The organism is Bradyrhizobium sp. dw_411 (assembly GCF_018449695.1).
Lineage (GTDB): Bacteria > Pseudomonadota > Alphaproteobacteria > Rhizobiales > Xanthobacteraceae > Bradyrhizobium.
Genome location: NZ_JAAVUY010000007.1, coordinates 1 through 12621, shown reverse-complemented (window position 1 = coordinate 12621; position 12621 = coordinate 1). Strand labels below are relative to the sequence as shown.

Below are 12621 nucleotides of genomic sequence, written 5' to 3'. Positions count from 1 at the left end.
GAACCGTGTGGGAGGAAGCTGTGAAATCAAGGCCACTGGCAAGATGGCTGTTCGCGATCGGTGCGGCCGTGCTCTGGATGGGGCAGGCGGCCTCTGCGGCAGACGTGCATGTGCTGATTTCGTCCGGCTTTTACAGCGTCTATGAGCAATTGGGTCCGGCATTCGAGCGCGCCAGCGGCCATCATCTGGTGACGATGCGCGGCCCCTCGATGGGCGATTCGCCGGAGGCCATTCCGGCGCGGCTTTTGCGCGGCGAGGCCGCCGACGTCGTGATCCTCGACGGCGGCGCGGCGGACGAACTCGGCAAGCGCGGATTGACGCGGCCCGACAGCAAGGCCGAACTGGCGCGTTCGCTGATCGGCATGGTGGTGCGCGAAGGCGCCCCAAAACCCGACATCGGCAGCGTCGAAGCGCTGCGCAAGACGCTGCTGGCGGCGAAGTCGATCGCCTATTCCGACAGCGGCAGCGGGACGTATTTGTCGACCACCCTGTTTGCCAAACTCGGCGTCGCCCAGGAGATCGCGGGCAAGAGCCGGAAGATCCGCGGACCGCCGTCCGGCGAACCGGTCGCCGCGTTGGTTGCGCGCGGCGAGGCGGAAATCGGCTTCCAGCAGGTCAGCGAATTGATCCGGGTGCCCGGCATCAGCTTCGTCGGTGCACTTCCGGCCGAGGTCCAGCCGATGTTTTCCTTTGCGGGCGCGCTGACCAATTCGGTCCACGAGCCCGAAGCGGCGCAGGCGCTGCTGCGGTTTCTGACATCGCCCGAGGCCGTGCCGGTTATCGTGAAGGCCGGGCTGGCGCCACCGGCGGCACGCTGACAGCTTCAGCCATGGCAGCTTTCACATCCCTTATTCCGAACGCGAGGCCTTTGATGTCGACAATCCTGCGAGCCGGATCGATAGCCCTGTGGGGCCTTGCTGCATGGCTCGCGATGGACGCAGCGGGCTTCGCCCAGGCGCCGAGCTATAATCCGTACCGTCCGGTCCGGGGATTGGCGGACGGAGGCGGCCCCAGCGTTCCCGGTGGCGAATGGGCCAAGCTTCCCGGCGGCCGGGAGATGGGGCCGCCGGCGTCGATGTATATCGACACCGACGGCGAAAGCGTGTGGGCCTTTATCCGATGCGACGAGACCAGTCCGCTGGTGTTTGCCAAAGGCGGGCGTTTTGGCGTGGATTGCATGTTGCCCGACGGCAAGCTCAAGCCGCACGACACGATCTACAAGTTCGATCCCAAGGGTAACGTCGTCAAAAGTTTCGGCGCCGGCATGTTCATCTGGCCGCATGGGCTGCATGTCGACCGCGAGGGCAATGTCTGGGCGACCGATGCGGCGAGCGAGGAGGCGGTGAACATCGCCGCCAAGGCCGGCGTCAAGGCCGGGCACTTCGTGCGCAAGTTCAGCCCCGATGGGCAGGTGCTGATGACGCTGGGCGAGCCCGGTGTGGCCGGGAATGACGACTATCATTTCAGGTCGCCGGCTGCGGTGGTGACCGCGCCCAATGGCGATATCTTCGTGGCGGACGGGCACGGCTCGAACAACCGCATCGTGAAATATTCAAAGGACGGAAAGTTCATCAAGGCCTGGGGCAAAACGGGATACGCGCCGGGCGAGTTTCTCACGCCGCATTGCATCGCGATGGACAAACGAGGCCGCCTGTTCGTGTGCGACCGCGTCAATACGCGGATCCAGATTTTCGATCAGGACGGCAAATATCTCACCTCATGGCACCAGTTCGGCATGCCGAGCGGGATCGCATTTTCCTACAACGACGAAGACCTGATCTATGTCTACGATTCCGAGTCGGACAATGTCGAAAATCCTGGTTTCGAACAGGGCATCCGGATCGGTGATGCGCAGAGCGGCTGGGTGAAATATTTCATTCTCGATCCCGGCGGCAATCCGGCCACGACAACCGGAAGCGGCGCGGAGTTCGGCACTGTGGATAAATTCGGCAATGTGTTTGCGGGCGAACCGCGGCCGCGCGTGCTGCGGAAATATGTCAAGGTGAGGTAGACGCCAGCCGCGCGAACGATGAACGGCAACAACAAACGATAATTGGGCAGGGGAGGAAATGATAATGATCGGATCGTTCAAGGCGCTGCGGTTGGCCGTCATTATCGCCGGTTTCGCAGGTCCGGCTTTCGCGCAGACATTCCCGCCGCCGATGGGCCAACCCTCCAATGCGCCGGGTGTGCCGAAATTTCAGCCGGAGCCGTTTTGGCCCAAACCATTGCCCGGCAATTGGGTGCTCGGGCAGGTCTCGGGCATCGCGGTCGACCGCAACGATCACGTCTGGATCATCCATCGCCCCGCCACCGTATTTGACGATGAAAAAGGCGCGACCAAGAATCCGCCGGAGACCAAGTGCTGTACCGCGGCGCCGCCGGTGCTTGAGTTCGATCAGGAAGGCAATCTGCTCAAGGCCTGGGGCGGTCCCGGGCCGGGTTACGATTGGCCCAGGAACGAGCACGGGATTCACGTCGTCAGCCAGGGCAATGTCTGGCTCGCCGGCAATGACAATGCGGATTCACAGATCCTCACCTTCACGGGTGACGGAAAATTCCTGCATCAGATCGGCAAGGCCGGCACCACCGGCGACTCCAACAGCCCCGATAGTCTCGGACGTCCCGCGCATATGATACTCGACGAGCCGGCAGGCGAATTATACGTCGCCGACGGCTACAGGAATCGCCGCATCATCGTGTTCGATGCCAAGACCGGCGCCTTCAAGCGTCTGTGGGGTGCGTATGGACACAAGCCGAGTGATGAGAAGATGGCGGCCTACAAGCCCGATGCGCCGCTGTCCGAGCAATTCTCAAATCCGGTGCATTGCGTGCGGATCGCCAATGACGGCCTGGTGTATGTGTGCGACCGCGCCAACGATCGCATCCAGATTTTCCGCAAGGACGGCACTTTCGTGAAGGAATTCCGGATCGAGCCTGACACGCTTCAAAACGGTTCGGTCTGGGATCTCGTGCTGTCGGAAGACCCGGCGCAAAAATACATTTTCATTGCGGATGGCGCCAACGGCCAGATCATCACGATCAACCGTGAGGACGGCAAGGTGCTGACCCAATGGGGCCGCCATGGCCGCCAGCCCGGCCAGTTCAAATGGGTCCACAACATCGCGATCGACTCCAAGGGCAACCTCTATACCGCGGAAGTCGGATACGGACATCGCGCGCAGAAGTTTCGGCGCGTGGAGTGAGTGGGGTCAGCATTTTGATAGTGTCGGCCACAACTCTCTCCACGTCGTCCCGGCTCAAGGCCGGGACGACGGATGAGAGAGGTTAGGCTGTGCCGGCACATCAAGTGACTGGCTCACCACCACCGCATGGGTGCGATAGCGCGGAAGCTGATCCGCTGAGGCGTAGAACACGCACAGCGCGAGGCTGGCCCACACCGCCATGCTGAAATACAGCGCCATCCAGGTGAGTTCGCCCTTCCACTCCGCGATATCGTGGGTCACGACCCAGCGTGTGCTGACGTCACGCAAACCCTCGATCGGCCGCAGCAGCAACTTGCCGCCATCAGCGACTTCGGTGCGCCATCGGTTCAGGTACATCGGGACGTCGATGGTCATCAGGAACGCCAGATAGGCGGCGATCCCAACAATGTTGACGACAAGGATCGCGCGAACCGCGCCGTCGAATTCCGGCAGCAGTCTGCACAGCCCGATGCCCGCGAGGAAGAACGCTACCGCCCAGATCGAATTTTCGATCGCGTTGCCGAGATAATGGGTGGTCAGCACCGCGTACCACGAGAAGCATTCGGCGATCAGGATCAACGGCACGATCACCCACGCGATATTCACGACGGTGTCGGCGCCCGTGACGGTGCCCAATTGATGCAGCATCATCGCCCACTGCACCGCGAACGCGACTTCCGCCACGGTCGCGACCGAGCGGCCGACCACCACGCTCGACAGCCAGGTGTCGAACAGGCAAATCCGCTGCACATCGGCGCGCGGCAGGAACGACCTGAAGGCGCAGCCGAACACATAGGCCGCGCAGAGCAGCAGCATGATCTCGATGCCGGATGTGCTGACGAGACTGCCTGCCGTCTGTTCGCGCAGCTCGCGATAGAGCAGGAACCAGACCGCGATGTTCACGCCGCTGACCAGCGTCAGCATGCTCCACCACCAGGCCAGCGGATTCGACCAGGCAAGGGAACGCGACACTGAACGCGTCATTGATCGCGACAAGGACCTCGACAAGGAACCTGATTGCTCACGCCATTCCAGACTCATTGACCGCTCCACACATGTAACCGAACTGATATTCGGCTGTAATAAATCTGTCATAAATCTCGCTGTAGTAATTCTGTCATAGATCGTCGCGAGTCACGACTCAATTTAAAGTCACAATTGAATTTTGTTGGCGTGGGGAGAAGGCGCGGTGAGCGCGAGTGTGACGTGGTCGATGCCGCTGCGTCGTACTTCAAGCTTGGGAGAGCAGCATCATGTGCGACGTCTATTTGCGCCTAAACGGCTGTACCGTTGCGCAGCTTGAATTCATCACGCGGTGAGTGGCCGAATAGACTCTTGTAGGCCCGGCTGAAAGCCGCCTCCGACTCGTAACCGATACTCAGGCCGACCTCGCCGACCCGCGCGCCGTGTCTGGCCAGAAGGCCCCGCGCCAGCGCCAGGCGCCATTCATTGTGGTAGCGCAGCGGGGAACGGCCGACCAAGGCGGTGAAACGCTCACAAAAGCTCGAACGGGACATTCCTGCGATGCCAGCAAGGGCCTCGATGCTCCAGCGTTGCATCGGGCGCTCATGAATGGCTTTCAGCGTCGTCGCGATCCTCGGGTCCGAAAGTCCTCCAAGCCATCCCGACCTATTTCCGTGATGAACCCAGGTGCGCAACGCCCGGATGACGACGAGGTCGATGAGCCGGGAAATCATCAAGGCAGCCCCTGGCTGGACGTCGACAGCCTCGACCATCATGAAATGTACGATGCCTTCGAGCCAGTTCGCGCTCTCATTCTTCCGAATCTGGATGTATTGAGGCATGGCGAAAATCATGCCCCGAAGGCTGTCAGGATCGAACCTGAAACGACAAAGGATAACGGTCGTTGAGGTATCCGAGGCCGTCAAGCGCAAGCCGCCTGCGCCGCGCGGCAGCAGGACAAGGTCGCCCGTATCGATGACGACCGGCGTGCGGCCGTCTTGCTCCAGGCGAAGAACGCCCTTGGTGACGACGCACACATACGCCGCATCGCTTTGCAGCCCCAGCCGGCCCTTCTTTTTGAGCGCGGTTGAATAAACCCGGTCTCCCGTGAGCTGAATTTGCGACAGCACATGAGACAGGAGGTCGGTCGAGGTGTCGCCGCCTTCACCCGGCGCCGGACGATTGGTCAAATTTTCAAGTAATTCAGTCATGGCCAAATCTCATATTAGAACGCATCATTCTAGCGCGTTGATGCGAGAATAAACAGTGAAAATCGCAGGTTTTGATTAAACGCGAAAGCTGCTTCGACCCGAATCCGACCTGGATCGGAATATGCCGATCTTCCGGACTTAATCACCAACAAGGAAAATGAACATGAGTGATTCAATCATCCAGCAATCCAGCCAGCGGGTCGCTTCGCATTGGCTGAAATCGTATTATTTCGTGCGTGCCGGGGTAGCCCTGGCGTGGGTCGCGGGCGCCTTTACCGTTGGCAAAGCAGTCCCGCCGATCGCCACCGCACTCCTGGTTGCCTATCCGTTGTTGGACGCGGCCGCGAATTTTGTCGACGCCCAGCGCAACGGTGGCCTGATCAACAACTCCAGCCAGGCGCTTAACGTCGTTATCAGTGTGATCGCCGGCGTCGCTGTCGCGCTGACGATCGGTACAAGCATGAATGCGGTCCTCGGTGTGTTCGGTGCGTGGGCCGTGTTGGCAGGCTTGTTCCAGTTAATCACTGGCGTTCGCCGCTGGCGGACCTACGGCGCTCAATGGGCGATGATCCTGGCTGGTGGTCAGTCCGCCATCGTCGGCGTCGTGTTCATCAAACAGGCGACCGCTCCAGCCGTCCCCAGCATCACCGATATCGCTCCTTATGCCGCATTTGGCGCTTTTTACTTTCTCGTCTCCGCCATCTGGCTGACGGTCAGCGAAGCCCGAGCCAAAAAGTCCCTGTTGTCTGCGTGAGCCCGCCCTTTGGAAGCTGCGAGCGCGCGGCTGCGGGCGCACGGCATTCCCTGCGACGAAGCAATCCATTCTTTATTTGTATCGCAGAAATGGATTGCTTCGTGGAGCCGGTCAGCACCCGCGCGTTCGCGCGACCCGTTGGCTCGCAATGACGGTCAGGATTCCTGCGTTCTTGCCGTTTGAAATTTGAATCTGCGAACTTACCACGCAACGAGTGTCGTCCCTGCGGCAAGCCGCTACTCCACCTTTACTCCGACGGCGTGGATGATTGGGCCGAAGCGTTCGATATCGGACGCGATCAGCCGCCGCAGCGGCTCCGCTCCGATTTGGTCGGGTTGGGGTATATCCGCCGCGAGTTCCGCGAAGCGGCGCCGCAGGTCAGGATCGGCGAGTGCGGTCTTGAGCGAGGATTCAAGGCGTTCGAGGACCGGCCGCGGGGTAGCTGCGGGTGCAGCGATCGCGTTCCAGACCGTCAGGTCGAAAGCGGGTACGCCGGCCTCGACGAAGGTCGGCACGTCCGGGATTTGGGCAAGGCGGCTGGAGCTTGTGGTCGCAATCGCGGTGACGTTGCCGCCGGTATGCATCGGAATCATGGTGACAGTCTGGTCGATCACGGCGTCGATCGTGCCGGCGACAAGATCGTTGATCGCGGGACCGGCCCCTCGATAGGGGATGTCGTGGGCCTGCGTGCCGGTCACATACAGGAAGGTGATGGCGGCCAGGTGCCCGGTCGTGCCCGGGCCCGCATGGCCGAAATTGAGAGCACCCGGCCTCGCCCTAAGCGTCGCGAGAAAGCCGGCGAGGTCGCGTATGCCGCTTTTCTTGCTCACGGAGAGAACCATGGGCACGATCGCGACAAGACCGACCGGCGCGAGATCCTGGCGCGGATCGAAGCCGAGTTGGGGAAAAAGCCAGACGTTCGCGGCCAGTGAGCCCATGTTGCCGAAGATCAGCGTGTAGCCGTCGGCATCCGAGCGAACCACGCGGCGGGTTCCGACCGTGGCGCCGCCGCCGGCTACGTTCTCGACGACGACTGACTGGCCGAGGTCTTCTCCCATGCGCCTTGCCACGATCCGAGCCAGCACGTCTGTCGTGCCCCCAGCGGCTGCCGCGACGACTAGTGTAAGCGACCGGTTCGGGAAGTTCTGCGCCGCTGCGGCGTGCGCGGACAAGAGAACAGCCGCGACCGCGGCCATCAGCGACCTCATCATCGTCTCCTCTGTGATGCCCGAGGGCAGCAGCCCATCATACTGCGAAATGCGCGATGCCATAGGCAATTGAACGATAATGGATGCTGGACTTTCGAAGCGGTGTCCGCTTTGATTTGATCTTCAAGCGATCTACCCGACGGGCAAATCAATGCGCCCGGCACTGGCTCATTTGTCCAGTCCCCCCTCGTAAAAATATTCTGATTTTCAGAAATTGCAAATCAGTCTATATCCATGGTCATCCCGCGCTCACAAGAGGGGCGCTTCGCGGTCGTCACGGACGTTGAGCGCGGGATGCGATGGACGCGGCAATGTCACGTGACGAATGACATGGCCGCGGACGGCGAAGTCGTGTGGTCCTGACGCCTCGACGCTGGCGTCAAGTCCCGCGCAGGAGACTGCGCGAGGCGACGGTGGCAAAAAAGCCCGATCACCGGGGAGAGCGCGAAGTAAGCCGTAAACCATTGCGCGGGGAATGCCGGGTGTTCTCGGTGTGACCTGACTAACGCGTGTGCTTTTTTACCTACGACCTTCGCACACGCAGCAGCGGGCGCACCAGGCGCCCGGCATTCCCTGCGCCCTCTGTTTGGAGAGGGGGCGAAGATTTCTGGCACAACTCGGGCGAAACGCGTCGCGGGAATGCGAAGATATGTTTGTCGTCATTGCGAGCGAAGCGAAGCAATCCACAACTTCCTTGTTGCCCTATGGATTGTTTCGCGGAGCCCTGTCATCGGGCGCGCATTCGCGCGATCCGTTGGCTCGCGATGACGGAATTGGCAGTCGCGCCACATAACAGGTGTCGTCCCGGCCTTGGGCCGGGACCCATAACCACAGGACGTTGTGTTGCGCGAAAGTCGTCGAACAATATTCTTCAACGATGGGCCGCGGCGTATGGGTCCCTGCGTTCGCAGGGCCGACACTGATGGATCGCGTCCGTTAAATCGGTTTCCCCGCATATGGCATCGACGCCGTGAGACCACCATCGACCGGAAACGCCTGGCCATTGACGTAAGACGCTTCATCGCTGGCCAGGAACAATCCCATCGCCGCCAGTTCGTGCGGCTGGCCGGCGCGCTTGAGCGGATTGAGCTGGCCGATCTTGCCGTCGGTGCCGCGCTCGCGCGCATTGTCGAAGATCGGCTTGGTCATGCCGGTTTCGATCAGGCCGGGACATACCGCATTGATCCGCACGCCGGTGCCGGACAGCGAATAGGCAGTGGTCTGCACGAGACTGATGACGCCGGCCTTGCTTGCCGCGTAGGGATGTCCGCTGGCGCCGGATTTGAGGCCCGCAACCGAGGCCGTACAAACAATCGCGCCATGTTTCTGCGCGATCATGTGCGGCATCGCATATTTGATCGCGAGGAACGGACCGATCAGATTGATGCGCAGGATTTCCTGCCAGTGATCGACGGTCTGGTCGGCGAGCGGAACCAACCCGCCGCCGATGCCGGCATTGGCCCAGATTACATCGAGCTTGCCGTATGTCGATACGGCCCTGGCGATGAAGGCCTTCACGTCATTCTCCGAACCGGCATCGGCGGTAACAGCCTCGACGGTTCCGCCGGCATCGCTGACGAGTTTGGCGGTTTCCCTGACGCTGTCGCTGCGGTCGACCGCGATCAACTTCGCGCCTTCCCTGGTGAACAGCAACGAGGCCGCGCGTCCGATGCCGCTTCCTGCGCCAGTGATGATGACGGATTTGCCTTCGAGGCGGCCCATGAGTCTCTCCCGTGTAATTTTATGTTCACCTTTTACGTTTTCTGCGTGTTACCAGTTTTCGTCTGGAAATCGCGCACAAAAACGATGCTTGCCGCCCTGCGGAATTTCAAACAAGATTTCAAACACCGAAGCAGATCGTCAAGTCGCCCAAGTTGCTTGAGATCATGTGTGCTCTGACGTAGGACACGCAACATTATTGAAGGGTTCTCGCGATGTCCAATCCAGCCGCTCCATTCGTCGCGCAGCATTCCGTTCCCACGGGCGTCGTTGCGACCAGATGGTGGTGGGTGCGTCACGCGCCGGTGCGCGAAGACGGCGGCTGCATCTACGGCCAGAAGGACATCGGCTGCGATACCAGCGACCGCGAGGTGTTCGAGGCGGTCGGAAAAATTTTGCCGCGGGGTGCTCTGTGGTATGCGAGCAGCCTCAAGCGCACGCATCAGACGGCCGAGGCGATCTGGGCGGCGGGATTTCCCGAGCCTTTGTCGATGCCTCACGAGAAGGCGTTTGCCGAACAGGATCTCGGCGATTGGCAGGGATTGAATCGCGCTGAATTCTTCGCCAGTCGCCCGATCGAGGTCGGCAGCTACTGGTTTGCGCCGATCGACGAACGCGCGCCCAACGGCGAGAGTTTTATGGATATCTACAATCGCGTGCGCGGCGCGATCGAGCGGATCACTATCGAACACGCCGGCAGGGATGTGATCGCGGTCGCGCATGGCGGCACCATCAAGGCCGCGGTCGGCCTCGCACTCGGAAATCAGCCGGAGAAGGGATTGGCCTTCACCATCGACAATTGCTCGGTGACGCGGCTCGATCATCTCGCCAGCGCGCACCATAGCGGCTGGCGGATTCCGATGGTCAACCAGCAGCCATGGATGGCGGATGCGTCGCACAACGCAATGCATCAGCCGGCCGGGCCGGAAGTCGCCAGCGGGACCAAGCTTGCCTAGGACCATTCACTAGAAAAAGACCACGCGCTAAAAAAATCGAAAACCGGCAACCAGCCGGATTCATCAAGGGGAGAGAGACATGACGTTGTTCGATATGTCGGGAAAAGTCGCCGTCATCACCGGCTCCTCGCGCGGAATCGGCCGCGCCATCGCCGAGCGGATGGCCGAACACGGCGCGAAAGTCGTGATCTCCTCGCGCAAGCAGCAGGTCTGTGACGAGGTCGCCAAGGCGATCAATGACAAAGCCGGCAAGCAGGTCGCGCTCGCGGTGGCCGCGAACATCTCGACCAAGGACGATCTCAAGCATCTGGTCGAGGAAACCAACCGCGTGTTCGGCAAGATCGACACGCTGGTCTGCAACGCCGCCTCAAATCCCTATTACGGGCCGCAGGCCGGCATTTCCGACGACCAGTTCCGCAAGATCCTCGACAACAACATCGTCGCCAATCACTGGCTGATCTCGCTGGTGGTGCCGCAGATGATCGAGCGCAAGGATGGTTCGATCACCATCATCTCGTCGATCGGCGGAATCAAAGGCTCGACCGTGCTCGGTGCCTATGCGATTTCGAAAGCCGCCGACATGCAGCTCGCGCGCAATCTCGCCTGCGAATACGGCCGGCACAATATCCGCGTGAACTGTATCGCGCCGGGCCTGATCAAGACCGATTTCGCCAAGGCGCTGTGGGACAATCCAGAGACTTTGAAGGCCTCCACCGCGCGCTCGCCGCTGCTGCGGATAGGCGAGCCCGACGAAATCGCCGGCGCCGCCGTGTTTCTTGCTGCACCGGCGGGCACGTTCATGACCGGGCAAACCATCGTGATCGACGGTGGGGCGACGATCAGTTGAGACTTCTCGTCGTCCCGGCCTGCGCCGGGACGACGACGTATTGTATGCGGTGCGTGGAATTCCTCACTCCACCGCGGCGTAGACAAGGCTTCGCACCAGCGTGCGGAAATATTCGCGCTGGCCGGGACCCTGCGACATGAACACGGCGAACAGCTCTTCCTTCGGATCGATCCAGAAGAACGTGCCGGCGATGCCGCTCCAGAAGAACTGGCCAACGGTGCCAGGAAATGGCGCCATGCCCTGATCGGTGCGGACGGCAAAGCCGAGGCCGAAACCGTGGCCGGCGGGCATCAACGGCGAGTCGACTTTGACGGCGGAGCTGAGATGATTGGATGCCATCAATTCCAGCGTCTTGCGTCCGATAATTCTGGTGCCCTCAAGCGTTCCGCCGTTGAGCAGCAACTGGCAGAACCGCGCATAATCCATGGTGGTGGAGACAAGTCCGCCGCCGCCGGATTCCATTACCGGTCTGTCGAGCATGTTGAAGAGCTGAATTTTTTCGCCGGTCCAGGGATCGGCCGCAAAGGCCTCGGCCAGACGCGGCGCATTTTCTTCGCCGGTGTGAAACGCGGTCTCCGTCATTTGCAGCGGGGCGAGAATCCGTTCGGTCAGGAACGCGCCGAGCGTTTTGCCGGAGACGACCTCGAGAAGACGGCCGAGAATGTCGGTGGAGCGGCTGTAATTCCATTCGCTGCCCGGCTGGCACACCAGCGGCATGCTCGCGACCAATGCGGCGTGTTCGGCATTGCTGATCTTGCGGCTGCGAACTTTCGACTGCTGGTACATCTGATGCACCGGGCCGTTGCCGCTGTGCTCGTAGGTGATGCCCGACGTGTGCCGCAGGAGATCCTGAATCGTGATCGGCCGCGCCAGCGGCACCAGATCGAGCTTGCCGTTATGTTCGACGGCGACCTTCTGGTTGGAAAACTCCGGAATGTATTTGGCGATCGGGTCGGTCAGCAGCAGATGACCTTCTTCGAGCAGCGTCATGACCCCGATCGAGACGATCGGCTTGGTCATCGAGAAGATCCGGAACAGCGTGTCGCGCGCCATCGGCGCGGTGGCTGCGGGATTTTGCTTGCCCAGCGCATCGAACCAGCCGATCTGGCCGCGGCGCGCCACCAGGATGGTCACGCCCGGAATGGTTCCCTTGTCGATGTCGCGCTTGAACGCGTCCGAGACGCGCTGCAACCGGCTCGACGACAGCCCGAGCGATTCCGGCCTGGCCTGGGGCAGCGGCGGGGTCCGCGGGGCGGCGAGGGGCTTCGCGGCAGTTTGCGCGGTCATGGTCTCTCCCATTTTCTTGAGCATTATTTTGTTGTCGGCCGGACGGCGTCGAGTTTGACTGAGGAGACCGGGATTGAACAGGGCGTTAACCGGTTGCCTCATGTAATCCGGCTTGCAATCCGGCCATCGCCTATGCTTGAAACGGCACGGATCAGCGGCGACGCTTGGTTCCCACAGGGGTGTAGCTCAGTTGGTAGAGTACCGGTCTCCAAAACCGGTTGTCGCAGGTTCGAGCCCTGCCGCCCCTGCCAATCAAATCAATTACTTAGCCATCAGTTCAGTCGAACGCATTGGGAACGTGGACCCAACTTGGACGGTCTACTTCCCCAAAAATCCGGCTGCCAAACCTGCCAGAAGACCGCCAGTGCTAACCGAAAGGCGAGCCCCCAGCGGGCTGCGATCGCCACGAAAGCCTTGCGTCTACAAACGGGGCCCGAGAAAGCGGAAGTCCGAGCAGATGGCCGCTTAGC

At 61.1% G+C, this 12621-nt stretch carries 11 protein-coding genes and 1 tRNA gene; 7 read left to right on the top strand and 5 right to left on the bottom strand.

The annotated features are described in order from the left end of the window. Nucleotides 1-20: 20 nt before the first annotated feature. The 3 genes from HB676_RS13310 to HB676_RS13300 all read left to right on the top strand — a co-directional run bounded on the left by HB676_RS13310 (nucleotide 21) and on the right by HB676_RS13300 (nucleotide 3206). Nucleotides 21-818 carry a substrate-binding domain-containing protein gene (locus tag HB676_RS13310; protein WP_346347335.1) on the top strand — a complete coding sequence of 266 codons (798 nt, stop codon included), beginning with the start codon at nucleotides 21-23 and terminating at the stop codon, nucleotides 816-818. 53 nt (nucleotides 819-871) lie between these two features. Further along, nucleotides 872-2011 carry a peptidyl-alpha-hydroxyglycine alpha-amidating lyase family protein gene (locus tag HB676_RS13305; protein ID WP_213738278.1) on the top strand — a complete coding sequence of 380 codons (1140 nt, stop codon included), beginning with the start codon at nucleotides 872-874 and terminating at the stop codon, nucleotides 2009-2011. 64 nt (nucleotides 2012-2075) lie between these two features. Then, complete coding sequence (locus HB676_RS13300; protein WP_213738277.1) at nucleotides 2076-3206, top strand: hypothetical protein; 1131 nt, start codon at nucleotides 2076-2078, stop codon at nucleotides 3204-3206. A 54-nt stretch (nucleotides 3207-3260) separates the two neighbouring features. Here the strand turns inward: HB676_RS13300 and HB676_RS13295 are convergent, their stop codons facing one another. Both HB676_RS13295 and HB676_RS13290 read right to left on the bottom strand, forming a co-directional pair. Then, entirely contained in the window at nucleotides 3261-4190 is a 930-nt protein-coding gene (locus tag HB676_RS13295) for a hypothetical protein (protein WP_213738276.1), read from the bottom strand. A 290-nt stretch (nucleotides 4191-4480) separates the two neighbouring features. Continuing rightward, a complete protein-coding gene (locus HB676_RS13290) occupies nucleotides 4481-5380 on the bottom strand; it encodes an AraC family transcriptional regulator (RefSeq protein WP_213738587.1) in 900 nt (299 codons plus the stop codon). 163 nt (nucleotides 5381-5543) lie between these two features. Here HB676_RS13290 and HB676_RS13285 point away from each other — a divergent pair, with 163 nt between their 5' ends. Continuing rightward, entirely contained in the window at nucleotides 5544-6134 is a 591-nt protein-coding gene (locus tag HB676_RS13285; protein WP_213738586.1) for a DUF308 domain-containing protein, read from the top strand. Nucleotides 6135-6370: 236 nt separating this feature from the next. On the opposite strand, the gene HB676_RS13280 is transcribed toward HB676_RS13285, so the two are convergent. Then, on the bottom strand, nucleotides 6371-7342 hold the full coding sequence (locus HB676_RS13280) for a tripartite tricarboxylate transporter substrate binding protein (RefSeq protein ID WP_213738275.1): 972 nt from the start codon (nucleotides 7340-7342) through the stop codon (nucleotides 6371-6373). Between the two features lie 936 nt (nucleotides 7343-8278). Next, nucleotides 8279-9064 (bottom strand): SDR family oxidoreductase, encoded by a 786-nt coding sequence (locus HB676_RS13275; protein WP_213738274.1) that lies wholly within the window; start codon nucleotides 9062-9064, stop codon nucleotides 8279-8281. A 212-nt stretch (nucleotides 9065-9276) separates the two neighbouring features. On the opposite strand from HB676_RS13275, the gene HB676_RS13270 reads away from it, so the two are divergent. Together HB676_RS13270 and HB676_RS13265 are read left to right on the top strand one after the other, a co-directional pair. After that, on the top strand, nucleotides 9277-10017 hold the full coding sequence (locus HB676_RS13270; RefSeq protein ID WP_213738273.1) for a histidine phosphatase family protein: 741 nt from the start codon (nucleotides 9277-9279) through the stop codon (nucleotides 10015-10017). Between the two features lie 79 nt (nucleotides 10018-10096). Continuing rightward, entirely contained in the window at nucleotides 10097-10864 is a 768-nt protein-coding gene (locus HB676_RS13265; RefSeq protein WP_213738272.1) for a glucose 1-dehydrogenase, read from the top strand. 63 nt (nucleotides 10865-10927) lie between these two features. Here the strand turns inward: HB676_RS13265 and HB676_RS13260 are convergent, their stop codons facing one another. Continuing rightward, a complete protein-coding gene (locus HB676_RS13260; protein WP_213738271.1) occupies nucleotides 10928-12151 on the bottom strand; it encodes a serine hydrolase domain-containing protein in 1224 nt (407 codons plus the stop codon). Nucleotides 12152-12326: 175 nt separating this feature from the next. On the opposite strand from HB676_RS13260, the gene HB676_RS13255 reads away from it, so the two are divergent. Continuing rightward, nucleotides 12327-12402 (top strand) — tRNA-Trp (locus HB676_RS13255). Nucleotides 12403-12621 lie beyond the last annotated feature (219 nt).

Bases quoted from the DNA above. Each gene is read 5' to 3' on its own strand.
- HB676_RS13305 (WP_213738278.1), top strand. From the start codon at position 872: ATGTCGACAATCCTGCGAGCCGGATCGATAGCCCTGTGGGGCCTTGCT.
- HB676_RS13300 (WP_213738277.1), top strand. From the start codon at position 2,076: ATGATCGGATCGTTCAAGGCGCTGCGGTTGGCCGTCATTATCGCCGGT.
- HB676_RS13295 (WP_213738276.1), bottom strand. From the start codon at position 4,190: ATGACGCGTTCAGTGTCGCGTTCCCTTGCCTGGTCGAATCCGCTGGCC.
- HB676_RS13290 (WP_213738587.1), bottom strand. From the start codon at position 5,380: ATGACTGAATTACTTGAAAATTTGACCAATCGTCCGGCGCCGGGTGAA.
- HB676_RS13285 (WP_213738586.1), top strand. From the start codon at position 5,544: ATGAGTGATTCAATCATCCAGCAATCCAGCCAGCGGGTCGCTTCGCAT.
- HB676_RS13280 (WP_213738275.1), bottom strand. From the start codon at position 7,342: ATGAGGTCGCTGATGGCCGCGGTCGCGGCTGTTCTCTTGTCCGCGCAC.
- HB676_RS13275 (WP_213738274.1), bottom strand. From the start codon at position 9,064: ATGGGCCGCCTCGAAGGCAAATCCGTCATCATCACTGGCGCAGGAAGC.
- HB676_RS13270 (WP_213738273.1), top strand. From the start codon at position 9,277: ATGTCCAATCCAGCCGCTCCATTCGTCGCGCAGCATTCCGTTCCCACG.
- HB676_RS13265 (WP_213738272.1), top strand. From the start codon at position 10,097: ATGACGTTGTTCGATATGTCGGGAAAAGTCGCCGTCATCACCGGCTCC.
- HB676_RS13260 (WP_213738271.1), bottom strand. From the start codon at position 12,151: ATGACCGCGCAAACTGCCGCGAAGCCCCTCGCCGCCCCGCGGACCCCG.